The following is a 21,201-nucleotide window of genomic DNA, read 5'->3' as shown; positions in this document are numbered from 1 at the left end:
TCAACCATTACCACTCTGCGTTCAAATCAGCGACTTGCTTAAGCTGAACTAAATTCTTGCTGAGCCAGCATCTGAGGTCATCTGGATATACCTCTGCTGTTTCTTTAAGCCTGCTATTGCCCTACAATCAGTCAGATAAATACAGTTAGCATTCTTAAGTGAACAATGTTCTGAGGCTGCACTATTACTCGCAAACCAGTGCATTCTTCACTTTAGTTTTCGATTTACAGGGGCTTTCCGATATGAAAAAAATTCTATTCGCAATGACGCTAGCAGCACTGCTCAGCGGTTGTGACAAAAATGAAGTGGGTGACGTCAGCCTGGGGGTTTTCACCACTAAGGATATTAAGCTAAATACTCTTATCGATCCGAAAGTACCCGGCGTAACTTGCCACGTAGCCAGTATTGAGGCAGATTTGAGCCTGGCAGATCCTTCCGACTCTTCTATTTCCTGTCGTCAAACCGGTGAAATTACCCCTGAAATGATTGCAGAAATCGATAAATCAAAATCCGGTGAAGTGGTATTTAAGAAGTCCAAGAGTATTTTCTTCAAGACCATGAAAATCCGCCGAATCCTAGATCAGGACTCACAGACTCTGATGTATGTTTCTTACTCAACCAAAGAAACCTCCGGTAGCTACAAGCATAGCCTGTCAACAGTACCGCTATGGGGTACCAAGGCCTATAAGACACCACCGGCACCAGAGCAGAAATAATCCCACAAAAAAGCGCCCTCGGGCGCTTTTCTATATTTATGAAGAAGCTCTGAAATGTAACGACTAACTACAGCTTCACAACTGACGGCTTTGGTTTTCTCTGATTTCTCAGCAGCATAAACGTAGCCAACAAACCATAGATCACCGCCTGAACCCACAATTGCAGCCAGTAATGACCTACCTGACTGAAATCAGCCCCCATTTGGTTTAAACGCAAGAAGCCATTGATTGCCGGAGCAGCCGGAACCAACTGAGCTAAAGCATTAATCGGAGCCGGTATCGCCGAGGTTGGCCAGATAAATCCGGCAGAAAAGACTAGCGGGAACGAACTCATCAGTACCACCACCGTTGCCAGTTCACGACGCGGAATCAACTGACCGATTATCATCCCCAGGAAAATAACCGCCAGCAAGAATGGGACTGTCATTGCCAACAGATCAGAGATCGCAGCTAAACGATTAATCTGGTAGTAGCTATAACTAAAACCAAAGTAATACATCACCAATGGCAGATAGATCAGCAAAAACAAGCAGCCACGGACCACCATAACCTTCCAGGCTGAAAACTGTAACCAGTAGCCTGTCTTACCCGCACGGTAGTATTCATTCTGTCCGCCGCCCAACAAAGCCACCGCAATCAACAATGTCTGATGAAGAATCAGGATAAACACAGCCGGGACAACATAATTGATGTAACCCATTGTCGGGTTAAATACAGGCTGCATACTCAGTTTAATCGCCGAATACTGCTGTGAAGCCAGTGCAATATTTTCGCCGGATGTCACCATACGAGTGACTTTGGCCTTTGCACCTAATGTTCCGCCTGCCGTTGCCAGCCCTTCTACCACTGAACCATAAATCAGGAAATACGCCGCATCACCGGCATAAGCCAGCGTAGGACTTTTACCCAACAGTAAATCACGGGCGAAATGCTCAGGTATCACCAACAGGCCTTCAACATGACCATTGTTCAGCAATGTCTTAGCCTCATCCTCACTTGCCGGGTGAGCAACCAGTTTTATCTGTGGTGTTGCATCAACCATGCGTTCCAACTGACGACTGAGCTGACTGTTATCCAGGTTCACCACCGCCACCTTCTGCTCTCGCGGTAGCTGTTGCGAATATGGCAAGGGGTACAGGAACGAATAAATCAGCACCCCACCGAACACAGTAAACAGAATCGATTGGTTAGAAAAAATCGCACTCAGTTCAAATTTAAACAGGCTTCGCCAACTCATTGGATTACCTCTTCTTGATTGTGTTTACCAGCCAACATAGCGGCACGCCAGAACGCTAATAGTAGCGGCAGGATAAAGACAAAGAGGACTGCTAGTTGCGGCCATGCCACAGCCAGAGACTGACCGTGGTTAACCTGATGAACCTGCACTTCAAGGTAATGCGTCACCGGCAACATTGAGCGCCAAAACTGAGCAAATGCAGGCATGTCCGTTGCAGGAAACGTTACCCCGACAAAAGCAAATGCCGGAGCGGTAAAGCCGGCAGCAAAGCTCATCGCTTTGGTTGGATCCAACGTCAACAGAAGGAACAGCGCGCCAATTCCCTGGCAGGCAATGACAGTCAGCAACTGCGCAAGCAACAGGATTGTCCAGCTGCCATTCATAGGCCAGCCAAGGTAGCCATACATAAACCATAAGAACAGCATGCCCTGGAGCCAGAACATACAAGTGTACGGAACAAATTTCGCCAACAGATTACGTACCGGTGCATCACCTAACCAGCAGCTTAGGCCCTGCCAACGCATCACCGCAGCCAACGACAGAATAGTTGTAACTACCATCATAATCTGCCAGATCGCTGGAACGGCGGCTGAAACAATAAACTGACCATAGTGATTATTACGGTTATAAAGTGGTGTTATCTGCGATCGTATCGATACCGCCTGCCCCAGAGCCTGAACTGGAACCGTCGCTCCTCCAGCCATTTTTTTCAGGGTATCAATCGAAGCATTCAGTGTGCCATGCGCCTGTACAATGGCAGAGTTCACCAGTTTGGCAATCAGTATAAACTGACTGTTATTAAAGGTGGTGACTTCCGGCGCATATCCCAGCAAGGTGTTTTTCTCCAAATGTTCTGGGATCACCACCAGCGCGTAAACATCAGTTCCCCGCAAAGCATGACTACCCTGCTCAACGGAAACAAATGACTGCGAGACTTCAATGGTCGGGCTGGCATCCAGATTTCTGATCAACTGACGCGACAGACGACTATGGTCAAGATCGACCACACCGATTGGAAGATCCCGGGCAATCCCCGCAGAGAAGATCCCCCACATGATCAGAAACAGCACCACAGGGAGCCATGTCACCATGGCCCTGAGCCAGCCGTCACTCCAGAGCAACTGCCATTCGCGACGTAACAGAGAATTAAAACTCATGCTGATCACTCAACAATCACACTCATACCGACTCGCAGCCCTTCAACAGGCTCAACCGGACGAGCTTCCACTTCAAAAGTACGCATATCAAAACCTTGCGCCGGATCTGTGGTACGCCAGGTAGCGAAATCACCCATTACGGCAACATGGCTAACTTTAAAGCTGTATTTCTGACTGCCAAGAGCCGGAATGCTGGCCTGAAACTCTGCGCCTTTGTTGTAGTCTTTGAGCTTGTCTTCACGAACATGGAAAACAGCCCAGGCATCACTGATATCAACCACACTCACAACCGGGAAGCCCTGAGGAGCCAGTTCGCCTTCATGCAACAGAATCTGAGTTACTTCACCGTTATGCCAGCTTGAAATCTGAGTATCGGCTGCATACGCTTCAACCTCGGCAACCGCACCGGCTGCCATACGTGCTTTTTCCGCTGCCGCACGCTTAGTTTCATCACGGGCACCTTCTTTCGCCATTTCGAACATCTGAAGCGCAGCACGTTCGGTGTAGCGTGCAGCCTGCCACTGGGTATAAGCCTCATCACGTTTCTGCTCGGCAATCACGCCATCTTTGTACAGGTTGTCGACACGCTGATAGGTTTTTTCCATTAACTGAGCAGCAGCTTTGGCTTTACGCCATTGATCGCGCGCGGCTTCAATTTCCTGACTACGAGCACCTTTCTCGGCCTGCTCAGCCATCGCCCCAGCAGCTTCCTGACCGGCTTTTGCCTGCTCCAGTTTTGCATCCAGCTCAGGGCTTAACAAAGTGAAAATCAAATCACCGCGTTCAACCATATCCCCCTTACGAACCATGACTTGCTCAATACGGCCCGGTACTTTGGAAGAAATGTTGTATTGCTGAGCTTCAATCTGCCCCTGCATACGTTCAGGCTGAGGTTGGTAAGCCTGCCAGAAGGTATAGCCCAGCCAACCTACCAGCGCGGCTGCCGGTACAACTGCTGCTAAAGACTTAAACTTGCTCATGACTTAACCTCTAAACCTTGGTACTGCTGATACTGATTAAAACTTTCCATCTCGCCGCTGACAGCCAGCAAGCGCGACAGAGAAATGACATATTGGAAGGCAGCGGCTGAACGCTGAGTTCTGACACTGGCCTGATACAACTCGGCATCGACAACATCCAGAGAAGTCGACAGCCCCTGACTAAATGCTTTTTCACGCAGGCGAACATTTTCCTCGGCCAGTTGCAGGCTTGATGACAAACCGTTGTACTCTTCGAGCGCCTGCATTGCTTCACGATAGGTTTTCTCAACCAAAACCGATAAATCCTGTTCGGCCTGAGCCCGCAGGTAATTCACCTGAGTCACCATACTGTGTGCGGCTTTAACTTTGCCAGAGCGGCCGGAATTATCCATCAACGGTATATTAACGCCGACGCCAACCGCCCAGTCAGGTGCAGTTTTCGCCGCCAGCGTATCATCTTCATGAAGGCTGTAATTACCGTACAGGTAAACTTCCGGGTAGTATTTACCCTTTTCGGCATCAATCAGGCCACTGGCCTGTTTCTTCTTGGCGTCAAGGATGTGCAGACCAGGATAGTCAACCAGCGTCTTCTCAATAAAAGCTGCCATCGGTGGCAGTGATTCATTGATAAACAATGGCGTTGACGGCAATGCCGGGATATCCAGCTTCAACAGCCTGGTCAAAGCAACCTGAGCGATCTCCATGTCACGTTCCGCTTTCTGACGTTCAACACGCGCTTTATCGTAGGATGCTTCTGCCTGCAGGCGTTCAACCTTAGCAATCTGGCCTTGCTGCTCCAGCTTCACGGCATGTTCATAATGCTTCTTCAAGCCTTTTTCAACATCAATGCGGGTCATGAGTACCTGCTGGGTCATAGCCACACCAAAGTAGAATTTGGACAGGTCTTCGAATTTGGCCTGTTGCTTCATTGCCAACAGATAGCGCGCTTCTTCATTCTGCCCTTTAGCGATATCCTGCGCCGCCATAATCCGGCCACCGGTAAAAATCGGCCACACCGCACGGATAGAGCTGGTAAAGATGTCACGCTTAGTCAGCTGTGATGTAAACATGCTATCGATTTTGGCGGGATTAATGCCCAACATCTGAGCTAAACCAGCTATTGAATCTCCTGCTGGCATACTGCCAATCACATCTGAAGGCTTGATCTCTACCGGCTTGTCCAAACGAGTGTAATTGGCTTTCGCTGTGATTTGCGGGAAGAACAAATCACTGGCGGCATCCTGCAAGTGCTCAGTTCGTTCGACATTGGCACGTTCAGCAGCCAGGGCGTCGTTGCTCATCACAACCGCGCGCCAGGCATCAGTAAAACTTACCCTCTGCTGTGCCTGTGGACTTACAGTCACAACATCCCCTTCAACACCTCCTGACACTCTGAGATCAGAAGCGGCACCGCAAAGCGGTATCGAAAGAAAAGCGGCATAACACATCATTGCCGCAACAGGCTTTATCTTCATTATTCTTTCCATTAAGCCTTTATTTAGTGGTCTAAAATAAATTCTAGAGTAATAGCTCTAAATTTCAACTATTCTGTGCTACATGCAGAAAGAATGAAAACGGAATAGTAAATCATTTAACGAGGTCACATAGAAACACATTGACAGATACCAAAATCTATCATATTGATTTATAAGTAGATATAAAGCAGGAGGGAACACAGACTGTAAAGCAAAGCGGACAGGCAAAAAAAAGCGAGCCTCTGCTCGCTTCGAAAAATTAAGCCTAATCAAGCAACATCCATATTGCTGAGAACCATTACATGATAGAGAATAGCATTCTGTTTAAATACCGCATAGATGCCTTTATACGAAATTGTGACCAACTTCTCACTACAATTCATTTCACATAAACCATCATTTCCTCGTAGCTCAAATAACACCCAATGCATAGCAGCCTATTGCTTATGTATAACAAGTCAGATGTATTATTCTTATATCAAGACCATGGAATGCTCTGATTGGATCAGATTATTATTCAGTTTGGTATAAGATCTGCTGCATTCGACACATTTTCTCTCGGGCTTGTTCCTTAGGAAGTTCTTCTATGCAGGTCGACCTGGCTCCCCTGATATTCGAGCTCTGCACTATTGTCATCAGTGCCGCAGTTCTGGGGACGCTTTTCCTCTATGCCCGCCAACCGATTATTCTGGCTTATATTGCTTCAGGGATGCTGATCGGCCCATCCGGATTGGCCTGGATCCGCAGCTCAGAAGACATCACGCAAATCGGTAATCTCGGCGTTATCCTGCTGCTGTTTCTCATCGGGCTTAACCTGCAACCGAAGAAACTCATTAGCCTGTTTAAGGAAAGTGCGTTTATCACTCTGGGAACCTGCTGCTTTTTCTTTACCGGGACACTGATTTTCGCACTAGCGATCCAATTGCCTCTGATTGATGCCCTGATCATTGCCGCTGCTTTGATGTTTTCCAGTACCGTGATTGGCCTGAAACTGATACCAACCACCACCCTACACCACCAACGGGTCGGGGAAATGATGACCAGTATTCTGCTGGTGCAAGACATTCTGGCTATCAGCGTGATCATTTTCCTCAACATCGGCGACGGCGGAAACAGCCTCCTGCTGGCGTTTGTAATGATGCTGCTGAAGTTTGCTGCGTTATGTACCCTTGCTTTCCTTGGCGTACGTCACCTTATCCTTCCGCTGTTCCGACGTTTCGATGTCATTCAGGAGTACAGTTTTATCACGACTCTGGGCTGGTGCCTGTTCTGGGCCGAGTTGAGTCACCAGGTGGGGTTATCTTATGAGAGCGGCGCTTTTATTGCCGGGATTTCAATTGCGGTTAGCCGGGTTTCACAGGCGATATCTGTTCACCTTAAACCGCTGCGGGAATTCTTCCTGATCCTGTTCTTTTTTGCTATCGGCGCCAGAATGGATCTGTCAGGAAGTGATTTCTACAGCTTGCTGGGAGTTCTGTTTGGAGTAATGTTAGTAGCCATCAAGGCATGGGGATTTTCAAAAGCATTTCGCCTGGCCAATGAAAAGCCGACAATGATAAGGGAATTGAGCGCCAGACTGAGCCAGGCCAGTGAGTTTTCATTCTTGGTGGTCTATGCAGCCCTGAATGCCAACCTACTTTCAACACAAGCCAGCATGTTCATCCAAACTGCGACGATGACCACCTTCATCATATCCACTTACTGGGTGGTGAAACGCTTCCCGACACCAATCTCTATCGCCAGCCATCTGCGACAAGATTAAGGTCTGATGTCAGGGCTGAAATCTTCCCCTAAGGCGAAGATGTTTTTCCCCCCGCAAAAGGAAAAGCAAAGTTCAAGGTGATCTGATCTTCATAAACCGTCATGGTCACAACACGTTCTTCTGCTCTTTGCTGTGGATCTTTACTTAAATCGGCTGACAACCAATGCTCTATATCGCGATATCCAAGTTGATAAGCGCGTTGAAAAGCATTCTTATCCATAAACAGATATTCTCGCCGAACCAGAAAATCATAACGATTCACCAACGCAAACATCTGATCATCCAGCGTCTGCCTGTCCAGAGTCCGGATACCGGCAAGTACATCTAACGCCTCACCGCTAACATTAAGATGCGCAAACACCATCCCCTGCCTTCTCAGCCCAGCCAGAATGGCATTGTAATTGGTTTGGGTCAGCGGTGCGTTAAACACAACATGCTTCGCTTTACCGTCCGGTAAAAACACCGCGGCCATTCCACCAGCAACATTGAAATCCTTGCGCTGATCAAAACAAATTACCGGCTGATCGTTATACAACGCCGAGCAATCAAAAGCATCCGGAAGCGAGCGTACATACTCAGCATCATCACCAAAACTGAACTCCCCCATCAATGGTGGATTGTAGGCGAGAGCCTTACCAGCCAAAGTGAAAGAAGCCAGGGCGACAGCCCCTCCAGAAAATGACATATAGGCGATAAAGCGCCTGAAAACATTTGTAAAACAAAAAGGCACATTGCGCTCCACATCAGTAAATCCGAACTGTTGTACACCTAGTTACATAAAACATCAATGTTCTAACAATACCGATTCCACTGCTAAAGCCTCACAATCAATACCTACGGCTTTATCCGATTTATACATTACGGGAGTGGAATAAGCTCCGAATCGCAACAGCTTTGCTGCTCAAGAACATACAGTATTTCTGAATACACATCTGTACTCTTTATCGCTTCCAGAAATAACGGCGGAATACTCCTGACTTTATCCAACTCTGAAACAAAACACTTATGTTCAGAGTTACTTAAAATCATTGCGGCCACAACAGCTCGGTTTAATTCATCTTCTAATGATACACCAAGCTCTTTGGCCTTAAGAATTGCAGTGCATACTTTTTCCCGGCGCAAATGATTATCGAGGCAAGACTTCAAGTTATCCTCATCAAACTTCACACCCAGTGTTTTAAGCCAGTTCAAGTGTTCTTGTACGAAACTATCCACTTTTACTTTACCCTCAAAATATAATTATCATTTAAACCGTGAAATCACGATTACAGAATACGATTCTTTATTTTAGATTTATTAGAGAATGTATACTGTAACAATAAATATCTCTAATTTTTGCCTTTCATGAGCAATTGAAATTGATTAGAGTATTTAAGCAACGTCTGAAATAACAACAAAGATTAAGCTATTAATGGCGTAATCAAGATCTACTGTGAAACGGTTATCATTCGGATGGCGTGGCATTATAAATAACACAAATCGAGTTACAAGCCATAATTCACAATACGGACACTGGTCTAACCTGACATAAATTAATCATCCATAACATTCCACAGAGGAATTGCGAGTCATTATTGACACATTTACCATCTATGTGAATTTTGAATTCAAATTTCACTTCAAAAAAACATCTGAAACTTTAACTCCATCAATTGCATAAAAGTACTTATTGAATTGCTAAACAGTGCTTCCTAAGCACACAAGTCAATGATATCAATATGATTTCAAATCTATTAAATTAGAAACTTTACTCTATGGTAAATAACTGACGATATTAGAAAAAAGAATTCGGCTTTAGTTTAAAGCCTCTAAAGTAGTTATCTTTAAATAATTAGAACAGGAACTTAAATCGTCTGTTTTTACCGAAACATCTCTTTATTGCACGTAAAAACCCCTTATAGTTTTTCATTGCAACAATCCAGAAAGCAACATAAGATGCGAAAAAAAGTCAAACAATAAAAATATAAATAACGCTTTCCAGAGGTATATTCATGTATCTTATTCAGCCTGAAGATTTCCAAAGGCACATATTAATGGATGAGGACGGACACTTTTTTGCCACGTATAACGGTTACACATTCCGTAGTGTCTTTCAGCCTATTTTTCTATCAGACATTGATCTTTTTGCTTTTGAAGGACTGGTTCGTATTAAGGATGAAAACAACGAACCGGTGCGCCCGGATTTGTTCTTTAGCTCATCAGAATTAAGCTTTGTCGATACCATTAATCTCTCATTACTTTGCGCCAGCATTCACCTGAGAAATTTTGCTCAATCGGAACACAGAGCGAAGAAGCTGTTTATCAATGCATCTCCTTCCGTTTTTCAGATTTTATCCCATGATGAAAGAGCCATTCTGGCACTGACAAACCTGCTGCATTATCTTGGCTTGTCACCGGAACAGGTGGTCTATGAGATCATGGAGTTCGATGAGGGGGATATGGCAGAAGTTTTTTCTGGCATCAAAGTGCTTAATCGCTATGGCATCACCATTGCGATGGATGATTTTGGTATCTGCGCTTCGAATAAAGCCAGAGCTAAAATCTTGTTGCCGGATATCATCAAAATAGACAAATCCCTGTTGGATGACTTTGTTGCTCACCAAAGTAAAAGCCTAGAGGAATCACTATCCGTATGTCGACAAATCGGAGCTAAAGTTATTCTGGAAGGCATTGAAACACAAGATCAACTGGATAAGATTTCGCACCTGAACATAGATATGTATCAGGGATTCTTGCTAGGTCGGCCACAAGCTCTGGAACCACAATCTGTGCACTGATTGTACATCCCAAGCAACAAGTAAAAAAAAGCTGTAACTCTAAGCCTCAAAGAATTACAGCTAAACTACAGTCAGCATTAACGTAGTTAAAAAGCTCGGGTGATGATGGCCTATCACTGTCCTTCGGCACCCGAGAGCGGTTTTCATTTAAATCCAGCTTTATCCTTTTTTTGCTTCGTGCTTATTGTTTTTATTAGAGCATCCCTTCCGGTTACATTGACCAGATGAAGAAGATCTGGGACTTCATACGAATAATGATGCCACGGATCACATCCAGGAAGTTCAGGAACGCAATTGGCTTTTCTGCACTAATCCAGGCAAGGCCAACTGAACCGACCGGAATGTCATACCCTTCATGCTCATCCAGCTTCAGGCGAACAAAGTGATGTTTGTTCATCGCATTCTGACCGGTGATCTGGCGAACGTTGTCATCACGGCCCAGTAGGTTCCCCTGAGCTTCACCCGTCGCCTCAACAATGCCTTCTACTTCCGCATTGAAAATCTTGCCCGGGTACACTGCTGAGGTAAATTCAGCACGCTGACCCACTTTGACATTACGAATCGCCTGGTGGTTAACACGCATCAGTACATACTTCTCATTGGTGTACATCTGAATTCGCGGCATCAGACCTACATACTGCCCCTCACGCATGATGTAGTTTGTAAGGTAACCATCTGCCGGTGCGTATACTTTCGTGTGATCAAGATTCCACTGCGCCTGAGCCAGATTTTCCTGCTCACTAGCAACATCCACCATACGGCTGTTTACAGTAAGCCCAGACTTCTCCATCGCCAGCTTACTCTTATTGGCAGAAAGCTTGTCTTTTTCCAACTGTGATTCAAGAGAGATCACTTTCGCTTTAGCCACTTCAACAGCCGTTCGCTGTTCATCCATCTTGCTTTCCGTAATGGTGTGATTCACGACCTTATTCTGATCGATATAACGCTTCAGCGTGGTCTGCTTGAGCTTAAGATCTTCTTTCGCAGCCACCAGCTGGTTTTTTGAGATCTCGATATCTTTAAGCGACGCGTTGTAATTCTCTTTGGCAATTCGTACATCTTCCTCAGCGATAGAAAGTGACACCTCTGCCGCATCCAGTTTCGACTCCGCCTTGTTCAGCGCAATCTGATACGGCTCATCGTCCAGCGTGTAAATCAGCTGGCCTTTGGTCACCTGCTCATTTGGTCTGACGTAGATGCTATCAACATGACCCTTAATGTTGGTTGAAGCAGGACGAAGCTGAATATGCGGAGACTGCACGACAGAGCCACCAGACAAATCCATCGGACTGAAGGTAATCAAACCGACCCAAACGAACAGCAACCATCCGGCACCACCCAGAAACGCAAAGCCCTGAGTGAACTTATTCCAAGGCATCCCTACCATTCGAAGCAGATAAATGAAAAGCGTCCATACCGCTAGACCCTCAAGCATGTTCTGCCTCCTTATCAGCATTTACTTCATCAGCAATAACCGCCTCTTGCTGAGGCAAGCTGTTCGACACGGTACCCTCTTCCGTTCCTTTCCAGATATCGCGAATACGGCGTAATGCTTGCTCACCGTCAACAAAGGCAATCACCACCGCAATTACCCACACCCAGTGCCAGATAAAGCCAATCCAGGTGAGCGCTGTTATCAGCCCGAGCTGATGATGCTCTTTACTGTGGGCTTTCTGAATAGGCAGCTCGTGTATTCTCCAGAAGCCGTAAATTGCCGCCGCAATGGTTCCCACAAGGACCACGGCAGCCATGACGTGCAACGCTGTGTCGACACCGCTATCGACAAAAGGCATGCTGACGAGACTCATCGTAATCAACTCCGTTCTAAGGATTTATAATTGTGTTTTTGTTGCGTCAGAGTGTGCAGGAAAACTGTGAATCGCGTCAGAATTCAGGTTTGATTTAATCAATTTAACCAATAATATGAAATAATCTATCCATATACACAAAAAACAATGTGCCACAGCATGAAAAGCACCACACCAAAACTGGATATCTCTTTTATTCGCTCAATCTTTATGAAGCCTGTCTCGGCTGGGCTGAAAAAACGCTATGGCATAGTGCCGGAAGAGTTAAGCATTCCAGCAAAAATTGTTTCAGAGCCGATGTGTCTGGTGCCTTTTATTGATGTACAAGGCTGGATGGAAGTACTTGAAGATCGAATCGGTGATCCCGCCTACATGGTGGAAATTGCTGAATACCTGAAGTTCGACAATATGGGTTATTTCGGTGACTGGTTCCTCTCCAGTCCTGATTTGGCACTGGCTTTCAGGCGTATCAACTATGGTACCTCTTGTCTGCAATCCGGCATCAGTTTTCACGGTGAGCAGTCGGGCAAGATCATCAAATGGACCTACGAAAATCACTTTAGTCAAGGTCGCGGACGGCTTCATGACAGCCTGCGTGTCGCCGCCATGTTCTACAACACACTGAAGCATTTCATGGGTGATGACTATAACCCGAAACATGTAGAAATCAGCGGCCCTCGCTGCGGTGATGGACGAGTCGAAGCCTTTTTCGGTTGTGATGTCCAATGGAACGCTCCGATGACCAAAGTATGGCTTGATATCTCAATACTCGAACATGGCAGTGCCAAACCCTTCATACCAAGACGGCCAATGCTGGTGTCCAACTTTCAGCTGGATGAGTTTCTCAACATGCCGCAACCTCATGACACGGCGAAAATCATGTACGAGATGGTCAACTACGCCCGCTACTACGGATTCCCGAACATAGATTTTGTTGCCGGACGTTTTCAGGTTTCCCGCCAGCAACTTCAGCGGCGGCTCCATGCCCTCGGGTGGAATTTCACCAATATCACCAACTATGTACTTTGTAATCAGGCGATTAAGTACATGCTTGATGATATGGAAATCAAAGATATAGCCAGAGAACTTGGCTATAACAACGTGCAGAGTTTCAGTAAGGCATTTCAGCGTCAGCGCGGTCTCACGCCGACGCAGTATAAAGACAGGTTACTTGAGCGAAGCCAGAGTTAGTTGGCGCTTGCAATTCATCTTGAAGTGAGTATCAGGATCGATGTGATACCACATATCAAACAGCGCCTCGTTTTTGCCCTGAAAAACAGGCTTGAAGAAAATTCGGTAACCGGTGAGATCGCGGCGGGTCGCATAGTCAAAAGGATTAGCATTAGACGGATCGGTAATGATCTCCCGACTTAGTTTCACTGGCTTGAGCATGTAATCATCATCTTTAGCCACATAGCGGTAATCGATAAACAGGTTGAACTCCAGTTGAGTCTGGTCATTCTCCTCATAACGCACCCACTCCTGGGAGGACATAGTCCCATCGGGCTTAAAGTCATAGGTGACCCAGCTTTGCTCATGGTTTTTTTCCTGTTCAGGAACACACTGCCACTTACCATCGACGGCCGGCAATGACGATGCAGCGGCCATGCCCGAGAGGGCTATACCTGCTACCAATACAAATCCATTTACCAAGCGATTCATTTGTCTCTCCGGTTTATCATCATGGTTACGACAACAATAACTTAACATCTCCCCAGTGCCAATAAGGAATAACGACATTTTTATATATAACAGGCATAAAAAAAGAGCTGTCACCAGCTCTTTTCTAACGTTCCCTCGTTATTGCCTATTAACTTTCACGTTGCTTGGAAGACATTTTTTCCAGGATCGCAGATATCGGCACAATCGGCCCCATCATATTGATCGTCAACGGCGAGCCAGATATCCCATAATGGATTTCGGATGCTTCAGAACTTGAGTAGTTATGCTTGTAGTTAAACATACCAACAGCCATATGCAGCAAATCAAAATCTTTTCGGTGACATGATATATATGCTCGCCAGTACATAGCATCCAGCACTTCCCCTGGGTGGTCAGCCCGGATAATGAAGCGCCAGCTCCCCTCTTCTCCATAGAAGTCGAGCGGAAATGTCTTTTTTATTTTTCTTTTGCTTAACAAGGTAAACTTTCCACATAGCCAGCATGACAAATTGATTATGCAACGATTCGAGCAGAATGGAAGTGATTAGCGAGGAAAAGACGCAATTTTGACAAAATTGACGGAGTGCGTGGTTGCTATCTTCGTGAGCGTAACACAAAAAAATTTGAATTATCAGGCTTGTTAATTATTTTTCTATTCCTATAATGCTGAAAACCGGAGCGTCTGCCAACGCTCCGGTTTTTTTTTGCCTGCTCTTCGGTGACATAAATGCTATCTGCCAATAGCTGCATACCGAAAAGCAAAATTCGATAGATTAAGGAAAGACTAATGCGTATCGAACAAGACTTGAAACTGGGTTTTAAAGATGTACTGTTTCGTCCAAAACGTTCAACTCTAAAGAGCCGCTCTCAAGTTGAATTAACCCGCGATTTTACATTCAAGCATAGCGGTCGTCAATGGTCTGGTGTACCTGTTATTGCAGCTAATATGGATTCTGTTGGTAGCTTCGCTATGGCTAAAGCCTTGGCTAAGCACGGTGTAATGACTGCAATCCACAAGCACTACACTGTTGCTGACTGGGCTGAGTTCATTAAAAATAACGATACCAGCGTGCTGAACAATGCAATGGTATCTACCGGCACGTCTGATGCCGACTTCCAGAAAACAAAAGAAATCATGGAGATGAGCAGCGACATCATCTTCATCTGCATCGACATCGCTAACGGTTATTCTGAACACCTTGTCGAGTACGTTCAAAAGGTGCGCGCAGAGTTCCCGGATAAAGTAATCAGTGCTGGTAACGTTGTTACCGGTGATATGGTTGAAGAACTAATCCTAGCTGGTGCGGATATCGTTAAAGTGGGTATTGGCCCGGGCTCTGTATGTACGACCCGCGTTAAGACAGGTGTTGGTTACCCTCAGCTTTCAGCAATCATCGAGTGTGCCGACGCTGCACACGGCCTTGGCGGTCGCATCATCGGTGACGGCGGCTGTGCCTGTGCCGGTGACGTATCAAAAGCCTTCGGTGGCGGCGCAGATTTCGTCATGCTTGGCGGAATGCTGGCGGGCCACGAAGAAAGCGGCGGCGAGTTAATTGAAAAAGACGGCGAAATGTTCATGAAGTTCTACGGCATGTCTAGCCAGAGCGCGATGGACAAGCACTCAGGCGGTGTTGCCAAGTACCGTGCTGCTGAAGGAAAAACCGTACTATTGCCATTCCGCGGCCCAGTTGAAAACACCATCCAAGATATCCTTGGCGGTGTACGCTCAACCTGCACGTACGTTGGCGCGGCGAAGCTTAAAGAGCTAACAAAACGCACTACTTTCATCCGAGTTCAGGAACAAGAAAACAACGTTTTCGGTAAAGAGTAAACTCGGAATTTCACCGATATAAAAACAATCTAATAATTTAAGGCCGCTTTTTAGCGGCTTTTTTATATCTAAAGGGAAATGACTACAAAGTGTCTACACCATCATTTCCTTATATCACAGACCTAAACTAAAAATGCATATGTATGCAGCGTTATAATCGTGACTAAAAGTTTAATTCTGCTTCTTCGCCAATTTAAGATACTTCATACGTTCCGGATGAACTGCCTTGTTCGACTTCGACCTATGCGTTCTGGGTGATTTCATCCACGACGGCATTGGCAATTGCTTCGGCCATCTTCCCCGCCATTGCGAACTCACCAGTAAGCACAAAGCCCTGAGCTTCCAGTTCCTTTTCCAGTTTCTCTTTCAATGATGCTTTGCTTAGTGCCATTAGTTTTTCCCTGCAAATACGGTTTTGGATACGTCAACATGCGGCTTACCCATGAATGGGCAAATACTTGCGCCGGTGCAAACACCTTTGCCGCCGTTGAGTTTGATGGTGTCGGCATCTTCAGTGATGTTCTTGGTCTTGGTCTTGGTCTTGGTCTTGGTCTTGATGATGAGATCTTTAGATATGGTCAGACGGTCGCTGCCAGTGATTTCGGTTACCCGATCCTCTAATACCTTGATGCGTTGGTTCAGGCATTCAATGATATCGTCCTTGTCCGTCTTGCGCTCAATGTTGCCTTCCTGATCAACCAGCTGGTAAACACCTTCACGCTGCTGGTATCGGCTTTCACCTTCCTTGATAGCCGGTAACTTAAAGCCCAGTGGTAATACGCAGCGAATAAAGGGCTTATCCGGCTGGCCGAACATAAAGCCCAGTTCAACAATGCTGCCAATGGCGGGCGGTTCTAACCTTCCGGCGTAATCACCCAATCCCGGCACAGGCAGCGGTACTGCCTGCAATGGTGGCTTGTCTTGATATTCCATGCCCTTTTCATCAAGCAGCAAAACATCCACCGCATAGTGCGGATAGAAACGGTCGGACAAATCCCCTTCTTGGGGCAGCTCTGGCAATGCAACCACCTTGCCCCACCTTGGCAGATGCCAGCGGCCTGTCATTTCAGGGAAGAGGCGGAAGATAATGCCTACCTGGTTGTTATCGCTCCGCCGATTCTTGCCTCAGAAAAATTCCGTGTACTGGATAAGTACTACTGACGCGGACTCAACTTCCAGTACCAGGCATCACAAATCGACAAAGTATTTAAACGCTTCAACGTTAGTTACATCGGTATTGATACCACAGGCATTGGTGCCGGGGTGTGGGATTTAATCAGCAAGCAACACCCGCGTGAAGCAGTGGCGATTCACTACAGCTCAGACAACAAAAACCGCCTGGTAATGACGATGATTGATGTTATTGAATCTAATCGCCTGCAGTTCGATGCCGAGCACAAAGACTTGGCAATGGCCTTCATGGCAATTAAGCGAACGGCAACCAACAGCGACAACAACATGACATCCAGAGGCTGACAGGCCATGCCGATGGCTTCTGGGCGATTTCCCACGCCATCATCAATGAACCACTCGACCACACCAACAAACCTAAATCGACTTGGAAAACCGCAGCATGACAGAACAACAACTCACTCAAGAAACCGAAAAGCAGCCCGAGTCCTGTTACAGCATTGAAGGCAGCGCCGAGCCGGTAGATTCAAGTCGCTGGCTTACGCAATACAACGACCTGTTTTACAACGACATGAACGAATACTGGGAGCCGCCGATTTCTCCTGCCGGACTGGCGCAAATTGCTCGGGCCAACGCTTACCATTCCAGTGCCCTGATCGCCCGGTCGAACTATGTTGCCAGCCGATTCGTTAGTGGCGGCAATATCCGAAAACGAGAGCTTCAATCATTTTGTCGTGATTATTTTACGTTTGGAAATGGCGCTTTTCTGAAAAACAGAGATTACTTCAACCGAGTGATCGGCCTGACTCATATTTCGTCTATGTACCTTCGCAGGCGTAAAAACGGAAAGTGGGTTTACCTGCAGAAAGAAGAAAAGCATAAGGTCTACAACAAGAACGACATTATCTGGCTGCCACAGTACGACCCGCAGCAGCAGATTTATGGCATACCAGATTATTTAGGCTGCATTCAAAGCAGCCTATTGAATCAATATGCCACCTTATTCCGCCGCAGGTATCACAAGAACGGTGCGCACATGGGCTTTATTTTCTACGCGACCGCCCCACACAAGAGCGAAGAAGATGAAGAAATCCATTGTCAGCAGCAAAGGCGTGGGTAACTTCCGCTGTATGTTTGTGAATATCCCCGGCGGCCATGAGAAAGGCATTCAGCTAATTCCTGTGGGTGACATTGCCACCTAAGATGAATTTGAACGAATCAAAAACATTACCGCCCAGGGTATTCTTGTCGGCCACAGGTTCCCACCAGGTAAAGGCGGCATGATTCCGCAGGGAATGGCGAATTTTGGTGACCCAGAAAAAGTAGGCTGTGAATATGCCCGCGATGAAATCATTCCAGTTTGTGAAATGATAGTGGATGAAGTGAATTCAGCCCCGGAAACTTCAAAGCAGTTGAACTTTAAATTTAACACTCAATTAGATTAGCTGTTAATTTTATATAATTAAGGCTTCCTAAAGAATCACCACAATTGGAATATACCCCATCCAAGATCTTTAATCATTCAGGTATTTTTCGTGGTTGGAAGCCTTAGCTATGATAATTAACGGGAGTATTAAAAATACATACCAATTAAGTGTGCTAAAAACTAACATTAACACCAGCATTATAAAAACATGTGTACGTTTATTTCTCAATGAAAAGATGGCGCAACTGCGAACCATAACCACATCAAAAGAGTCAAAAGAGTCAAAAGAGTCAAAAGAGTCAAAAGAGTCAAAAGAGTCAAAAGAGTCAAAAACGACACAGAATCTAATTTATAAAGTTCAAAATATCAAACATCAAACCTTAATTGACACATCTTCCCCCTTAATTTGTCTCTTCCACCACCACACAGCAAAAATCAATAGTGTATCATTTCGTTAATGTAATGATTCACCTAGAATCACTTCATTGTATTCAACCTTGCTCATAACTTTTGTTCCTTTTATTGCAAAGCGACTAACTTTAATTTCCAATATAAAGATCAAATATAGCAGTAAAATCTCGGCGGTTGTGTTTTTTGAATGAGTATTTAAACCGCCTCAAATATTTACGTTTAACATTTCAAGGGAAGGATAACTTAATGAAATTTGTTTTTGCAAAATTTATAAGTTTTATCTTGACATTTCACGCAGCATCGTCATTCGCCTCAGAACTATCACAAAAAGAATCACATACATTAGAAGAGTGGAAAAAAATAAGTAAGCCCTACAATGATGAGGCTGTTGGCTTTTGGGATTGCAATCATCTATCACAAGTGCAGGAACAAGCAATAATACAAGTTAAAAAGGATCAAAAGGGAATCGTTTTACACCTTAACAACAAAACAATCAGATACAAACAAAACAACATACAATACAGCAACAAAACCATTTCGGCATATAATAATAGAAACGTTGATCACATAACATTTGATTCCACACTGAAATTATTGAGTTACCAATCGATGCCAGAAGTTGATATCAATAAGTATGATCACTACCTGTGCTCTCGTCGTAAATAAAACCCCGCCTTCTTAGAAGGCGGTCTTAATATCAGCCCCCTAAAAGGGGGCGACGACGCTGTTAATTCTTTAACAACTTTAACTGTTGCTCAAGCTCTTGTTTGTCTTGGTGCCTCACATACCTTCTAATTATTTCTTCATTAACTCCAACGGAGTCGATAAAGTATCCTCTCGCACAAAAATGATTTCCCCATAACTTCTTGCTGATGTGCGGAAATTTATAAAAAAGCAGTATTGCCGTTCGGCCTTTCAATACACCCATCAAAGTTGAAATCGATACCTTTGGAGGGATTATCGTAACAAGATGAACATGATCAGGTTGGATATTTAGCTCCAAAACCTCGCAATCCTTCATGTTGCAGAGAATGTATATTGAACGATAAAGCTCTTTACCTACATTCCTTTTCAAAATCTTAAATCGGTATTTTGGCGTCCAAACAATATGATATTTACAACACCAGTAAAAATGTGATGAACTTCGATAATCGCCCATGTTAGTTGATCCCTCTTACTTGTAGTGAATAAGAGTTTTCCTTCTACGGGCAATAGCCCCTAGGCCTAGGAGCAATCACCAACACCATAGAAGGTGGTTTAGGGATGACAACAAAACGCACTACTTTCGTCCGTGTTCAGGAGCAAGAAAACAACGTTTTCGGTAAAGAGTAAACTCGGAATTTCACCGATATAAAAAAAATCTAATAATTTAAGGCCGCTTTTTAGCGGCCTTTTTCATCCCCAAAATCGGCAAGTGGCGACAGATACTCTCTCACATCAAGATATGATGGTCATACTAGAGCACTCCCATCACTCTTGTTATTCAATCTCAACGATAAATATCTTCAAGAAAAAACGTATCGAGTTCGGCTCCGGAAAAGAAAACATCAAACACAGCACATTGTGTTGTTATAAGAAAATTAAAATCAGTTACTTTGGGTCGATAAATTTGCCGCTTGCCCGCGCTAACGTCCGCTGCCCCTTGCTAATTTGGGCTTCCAGTTGATAGATACCGTGTCTTTTCCCGGACAGAGAGGCTGAGACCTTTATCAGGTCACCAATCTGAATCGGTTTCATAAAGCGTACTAGCAGTTCCGCAGTCAGGGCCTTTATCCCTTGGGTAAAAAGGCAGTGTGTCATCGCCGCATCCATCAAGGTGCTGGTCATGCCGCCGTGCAGCAAGCCGTTATACCCCTGATGCCGAGGTGTTACATCAAATACAGCCGTCACGCCCTTCTCACCATCGAGTTCAAAGCTCAATTGTAGAGAATCAGGGTTACTAGCCTGCTCGCCGCATACCATACAGTAGGTATGGGCCTGTTTTGCTACCTGATATTGTGGCATTTAATCTGATACTCCCGAGCTTAAACTGCTCAAATGATCCGACCACTGCCGCCTTCGCTACCTTATCCGACAGAGCCATCTTTAGCTGTTTAGATGCCTCGTCTTCCGTGCAGTGGCACAGGAATAATAAACCTGGGGTTTAGGTCAATCAGCGCAGCAATCGTTGCCTGCATACGCTGCTTAGAGACCCGTTTAGATGCAGCACGCCAATAATAATACCGGCGATTCTGGATTCACCGCTTACCCGACATATATGCTGCAGTGTTCTTATCTGGCCTGAGTAGCAAAAGTCAGCTGATATTGCCTGGATGGCCATAGTGCCCATGAGTGAGCACTAGATAATCGCCCCAGGTAAGATCGCATCCCATCGCCCTGGCATTAGAGAACAGGATGTTATTGTCATCGGTGTTATCAACAAGGATTCGAAATGTAAGATGCTTTACCACAGCCAGGCCCTTGAATGAAACGTCAATCCCCCCCCCTAGTTAGTGATCACAGGCATTTGCGCCAGATACTAGCGTTCCGTCCAGATAGGCGTTAACCAGAGATTCAGGCGTTTCAGCCGGCGCACCGACAATCACCTCGATAGCCTGCTGGCCAAACAGCTGCTTAGCTTTCTGTCCCATTCCGCCAGAAATCACCAGATTAACCTCTCTCTCGCCAAGCCAGCGAGGCAGCAAGCCCGGCTCGTGCGGCGGCGCATCGATGTCATTTCGGCCGGTGATCTTCTTGGCTTGTTGATCCACATCCATAATAGCGAAGCTTTTGCAGTGGCCGAAATGTAAGTTAAGCAGGCCGTTAGCGACCGGTATTGCAATTTTCAT

At 45.6% G+C, this 21,201-nt stretch carries 22 protein-coding genes and 2 pseudogenes; 8 read left to right on the top strand and 16 right to left on the bottom strand.

The window, feature by feature from the left end; genetic code table 11:
* Window positions 1-242 precede the first annotated feature (242 nt).
* Window positions 243-716 (top strand): CreA family protein, encoded by a 474-nt coding sequence (locus tag AACQ93_RS18610; protein WP_064607655.1) that lies wholly within the window; start codon window positions 243-245, stop codon window positions 714-716.
* A gap of 67 nt (window positions 717-783) precedes the next feature.
* On the opposite strand, the gene AACQ93_RS18605 is transcribed toward AACQ93_RS18610, so the two are convergent.
* The 4 genes from AACQ93_RS18605 to AACQ93_RS18590 are packed head-to-tail and all read right to left on the bottom strand — an operon-like array spanning window position 784 to window position 5,565.
* Window positions 784-1,953: an ABC transporter permease gene (locus AACQ93_RS18605; RefSeq protein ID WP_064607653.1), complete on the bottom strand. Its 1,170-nt coding sequence runs from the start codon at window positions 1,951-1,953 to the stop codon at window positions 784-786.
* Entirely contained in the window at window positions 1,950-3,110 is a 1,161-nt protein-coding gene (locus AACQ93_RS18600) for an ABC transporter permease (protein ID WP_064609611.1), read from the bottom strand. Before AACQ93_RS18600 ends, AACQ93_RS18605 begins: the two co-directional genes overlap by 4 nt.
* Before the next feature lie 5 nt (window positions 3,111-3,115).
* Entirely contained in the window at window positions 3,116-4,090 is a 975-nt protein-coding gene (locus AACQ93_RS18595; protein ID WP_064607651.1) for an HlyD family secretion protein, read from the bottom strand.
* Window positions 4,087-5,565, bottom strand: coding sequence for a TolC family protein (locus tag AACQ93_RS18590; protein ID WP_157097605.1), 1,479 nt, complete (start codon window positions 5,563-5,565; stop codon window positions 4,087-4,089). Before AACQ93_RS18590 ends, AACQ93_RS18595 begins: the two co-directional genes overlap by 4 nt.
* Window positions 5,566-6,151: 586 nt before the next feature.
* On the opposite strand from AACQ93_RS18590, the gene AACQ93_RS18585 reads away from it, so the two are divergent.
* The gene (locus AACQ93_RS18585) at window positions 6,152-7,327 is read left to right on the top strand and encodes a cation:proton antiporter (protein WP_064607649.1); all 1,176 of its coding nucleotides are present in this window, start codon (window positions 6,152-6,154) and stop codon (window positions 7,325-7,327) included.
* A 28-nt stretch (window positions 7,328-7,355) separates the two neighbouring features.
* Here the strand turns inward: AACQ93_RS18585 and AACQ93_RS18580 are convergent, their stop codons facing one another.
* Together AACQ93_RS18580 and AACQ93_RS18575 are read right to left on the bottom strand one after the other, a co-directional pair.
* Window positions 7,356-8,012 carry a hypothetical protein gene (locus tag AACQ93_RS18580; RefSeq protein ID WP_064607647.1) on the bottom strand — a complete coding sequence of 219 codons (657 nt, stop codon included), beginning with the start codon at window positions 8,010-8,012 and terminating at the stop codon, window positions 7,356-7,358.
* A 173-nt stretch (window positions 8,013-8,185) separates the two neighbouring features.
* A complete protein-coding gene (locus AACQ93_RS18575) occupies window positions 8,186-8,542 on the bottom strand; it encodes a hypothetical protein (RefSeq protein ID WP_064607645.1) in 357 nt (118 codons plus the stop codon).
* 818 nt (window positions 8,543-9,360) lie between these two features.
* Between AACQ93_RS18575 and AACQ93_RS18570 the strand changes: the two genes are divergently transcribed.
* A complete protein-coding gene (locus AACQ93_RS18570) occupies window positions 9,361-10,104 on the top strand; it encodes an EAL domain-containing protein (RefSeq protein WP_084419320.1) in 744 nt (247 codons plus the stop codon).
* A 211-nt stretch (window positions 10,105-10,315) separates the two neighbouring features.
* Here AACQ93_RS18570 and AACQ93_RS18565 read toward each other — a convergent pair whose 3' ends face one another.
* Both AACQ93_RS18565 and AACQ93_RS18560 read right to left on the bottom strand, forming a co-directional pair.
* A complete protein-coding gene (locus AACQ93_RS18565) occupies window positions 10,316-11,539 on the bottom strand; it encodes an HlyD family secretion protein (RefSeq protein ID WP_064607641.1) in 1,224 nt (407 codons plus the stop codon).
* Window positions 11,532-11,912 (bottom strand): MFS transporter, encoded by a 381-nt coding sequence (locus AACQ93_RS18560; RefSeq protein ID WP_084419318.1) that lies wholly within the window; start codon window positions 11,910-11,912, stop codon window positions 11,532-11,534. The genes AACQ93_RS18565 and AACQ93_RS18560 overlap by 8 nt, the downstream gene beginning before the upstream one ends.
* Before the next feature lie 159 nt (window positions 11,913-12,071).
* Between AACQ93_RS18560 and AACQ93_RS18555 the strand changes: the two genes are divergently transcribed.
* Window positions 12,072-13,103, top strand: a complete 1,032-nt coding sequence (locus AACQ93_RS18555) for an AraC family transcriptional regulator (RefSeq protein ID WP_064607638.1) — start codon at window positions 12,072-12,074, stop codon at window positions 13,101-13,103.
* On the opposite strand, the gene AACQ93_RS18550 is transcribed toward AACQ93_RS18555, so the two are convergent.
* Window positions 13,080-13,574, bottom strand: coding sequence for a hypothetical protein (locus AACQ93_RS18550; RefSeq protein ID WP_064607636.1), 495 nt, complete (start codon window positions 13,572-13,574; stop codon window positions 13,080-13,082). The two genes, AACQ93_RS18555 and AACQ93_RS18550, sit on opposite strands and share 24 nt — an antisense overlap.
* Window positions 13,575-13,722: 148 nt before the next feature.
* Window positions 13,723-14,052 (bottom strand): hypothetical protein, encoded by a 330-nt coding sequence (locus AACQ93_RS18545; RefSeq protein WP_064607634.1) that lies wholly within the window; start codon window positions 14,050-14,052, stop codon window positions 13,723-13,725.
* 309 nt (window positions 14,053-14,361) lie between these two features.
* On the opposite strand from AACQ93_RS18545, the gene AACQ93_RS18540 reads away from it, so the two are divergent.
* Window positions 14,362-15,405, top strand: a complete 1,044-nt coding sequence (locus AACQ93_RS18540; protein ID WP_007463800.1) for a GMP reductase — start codon at window positions 14,362-14,364, stop codon at window positions 15,403-15,405.
* Between the two features lie 241 nt (window positions 15,406-15,646).
* Here AACQ93_RS18540 and AACQ93_RS18535 read toward each other — a convergent pair whose 3' ends face one another.
* Together AACQ93_RS18535 and AACQ93_RS18530 are read right to left on the bottom strand one after the other, a co-directional pair.
* Complete coding sequence (locus AACQ93_RS18535; RefSeq protein WP_198160198.1) at window positions 15,647-15,796, bottom strand: hypothetical protein; 150 nt, start codon at window positions 15,794-15,796, stop codon at window positions 15,647-15,649.
* Window positions 15,796-16,470 (bottom strand): hypothetical protein, encoded by a 675-nt coding sequence (locus tag AACQ93_RS18530; protein ID WP_064607631.1) that lies wholly within the window; start codon window positions 16,468-16,470, stop codon window positions 15,796-15,798. Before AACQ93_RS18530 ends, AACQ93_RS18535 begins: the two co-directional genes overlap by 1 nt.
* Window positions 16,471-16,488: 18 nt before the next feature.
* Between AACQ93_RS18530 and AACQ93_RS18525 the strand changes: the two are divergent.
* The 3 genes and pseudogenes from AACQ93_RS18525 to AACQ93_RS18515 form a co-directional block, all read left to right on the top strand.
* Window positions 16,489-16,982 (top strand): annotated as a pseudogene (locus tag AACQ93_RS18525) (phage terminase large subunit family protein); the annotation flags it as partial.
* Window positions 16,979-17,981 (top strand): annotated as a pseudogene (locus AACQ93_RS18520) (phage portal protein). The pseudogenes AACQ93_RS18525 and AACQ93_RS18520, both read left to right, overlap by 4 nt.
* Before the next feature lie 638 nt (window positions 17,982-18,619).
* Window positions 18,620-19,039 carry a hypothetical protein gene (locus AACQ93_RS18515; RefSeq protein ID WP_064607626.1) on the top strand — a complete coding sequence of 140 codons (420 nt, stop codon included), beginning with the start codon at window positions 18,620-18,622 and terminating at the stop codon, window positions 19,037-19,039.
* A 61-nt stretch (window positions 19,040-19,100) separates the two neighbouring features.
* Here AACQ93_RS18515 and tnpA read toward each other — a convergent pair whose 3' ends face one another.
* The 4 genes from tnpA to AACQ93_RS18495 all read right to left on the bottom strand — a co-directional run bounded on the left by tnpA (window position 19,101) and on the right by AACQ93_RS18495 (window position 21,201).
* Window positions 19,101-19,532 (bottom strand): IS200/IS605 family transposase, encoded by a 432-nt coding sequence (gene tnpA / locus AACQ93_RS18510; RefSeq protein WP_064607624.1) that lies wholly within the window; start codon window positions 19,530-19,532, stop codon window positions 19,101-19,103.
* Between the two features lie 431 nt (window positions 19,533-19,963).
* Window positions 19,964-20,377, bottom strand: coding sequence for a PaaI family thioesterase (locus AACQ93_RS18505; protein ID WP_064607622.1), 414 nt, complete (start codon window positions 20,375-20,377; stop codon window positions 19,964-19,966).
* Window positions 20,378-20,667: 290 nt separating this feature from the next.
* Complete coding sequence (locus AACQ93_RS18500) at window positions 20,668-20,823, bottom strand: hypothetical protein (RefSeq protein ID WP_157097604.1); 156 nt, start codon at window positions 20,821-20,823, stop codon at window positions 20,668-20,670.
* A gap of 39 nt (window positions 20,824-20,862) precedes the next feature.
* On the bottom strand, window positions 20,863-21,201 hold the full coding sequence (locus AACQ93_RS18495) for a NifB/NifX family molybdenum-iron cluster-binding protein (RefSeq protein ID WP_064607620.1): 339 nt from the start codon (window positions 21,199-21,201) through the stop codon (window positions 20,863-20,865).

The organism is Photobacterium sp. J15 (assembly GCF_963870815.1).
Lineage (GTDB): Bacteria > Pseudomonadota > Gammaproteobacteria > Enterobacterales > Vibrionaceae > Photobacterium > Photobacterium marinum.
This window is presented reverse-complemented; position numbering and strand designations above follow the sequence as displayed.

Excerpts from the sequence above, each read along its gene's own strand:
- AACQ93_RS18580 (WP_064607647.1), bottom strand. The coding sequence starts at position 8,012 with ATGTCATTTTCTGGAGGGGCTGTCGCCCTGGCTTCTTTCACTTTGGCT.
- AACQ93_RS18515 (WP_064607626.1), top strand. The coding sequence starts at position 18,620 with ATGAAATTTGTTTTTGCAAAATTTATAAGTTTTATCTTGACATTTCAC.
- AACQ93_RS18565 (WP_064607641.1), bottom strand. The coding sequence starts at position 11,539 with ATGCTTGAGGGTCTAGCGGTATGGACGCTTTTCATTTATCTGCTTCGA.
- AACQ93_RS18555 (WP_064607638.1), top strand. The coding sequence starts at position 12,072 with ATGAAAAGCACCACACCAAAACTGGATATCTCTTTTATTCGCTCAATC.
- AACQ93_RS18530 (WP_064607631.1), bottom strand. The coding sequence starts at position 16,470 with ATGACAGGCCGCTGGCATCTGCCAAGGTGGGGCAAGGTGGTTGCATTG.
- AACQ93_RS18600 (WP_064609611.1), bottom strand. The coding sequence starts at position 3,110 with ATGAGTTTTAATTCTCTGTTACGTCGCGAATGGCAGTTGCTCTGGAGT.
- AACQ93_RS18590 (WP_157097605.1), bottom strand. The coding sequence starts at position 5,565 with ATGAAGATAAAGCCTGTTGCGGCAATGATGTGTTATGCCGCTTTTCTT.
- AACQ93_RS18595 (WP_064607651.1), bottom strand. The coding sequence starts at position 4,090 with ATGAGCAAGTTTAAGTCTTTAGCAGCAGTTGTACCGGCAGCCGCGCTG.
- AACQ93_RS18570 (WP_084419320.1), top strand. The coding sequence starts at position 9,361 with ATGGATGAGGACGGACACTTTTTTGCCACGTATAACGGTTACACATTC.
- tnpA (WP_064607624.1), bottom strand. The coding sequence starts at position 19,532 with ATGGGCGATTATCGAAGTTCATCACATTTTTACTGGTGTTGTAAATAT.
- AACQ93_RS18560 (WP_084419318.1), bottom strand. The coding sequence starts at position 11,912 with ATGAGTCTCGTCAGCATGCCTTTTGTCGATAGCGGTGTCGACACAGCG.
- AACQ93_RS18550 (WP_064607636.1), bottom strand. The coding sequence starts at position 13,574 with ATGAATCGCTTGGTAAATGGATTTGTATTGGTAGCAGGTATAGCCCTC.
- AACQ93_RS18505 (WP_064607622.1), bottom strand. The coding sequence starts at position 20,377 with ATGCCACAATATCAGGTAGCAAAACAGGCCCATACCTACTGTATGGTA.
- AACQ93_RS18540 (WP_007463800.1), top strand. The coding sequence starts at position 14,362 with ATGCGTATCGAACAAGACTTGAAACTGGGTTTTAAAGATGTACTGTTT.
- AACQ93_RS18535 (WP_198160198.1), bottom strand. The coding sequence starts at position 15,796 with ATGGCACTAAGCAAAGCATCATTGAAAGAGAAACTGGAAAAGGAACTG.
- AACQ93_RS18610 (WP_064607655.1), top strand. The coding sequence starts at position 243 with ATGAAAAAAATTCTATTCGCAATGACGCTAGCAGCACTGCTCAGCGGT.
- AACQ93_RS18495 (WP_064607620.1), bottom strand. The coding sequence starts at position 21,201 with ATGAAAATTGCAATACCGGTCGCTAACGGCCTGCTTAACTTACATTTC.
- AACQ93_RS18585 (WP_064607649.1), top strand. The coding sequence starts at position 6,152 with ATGCAGGTCGACCTGGCTCCCCTGATATTCGAGCTCTGCACTATTGTC.
- AACQ93_RS18605 (WP_064607653.1), bottom strand. The coding sequence starts at position 1,953 with ATGAGTTGGCGAAGCCTGTTTAAATTTGAACTGAGTGCGATTTTTTCT.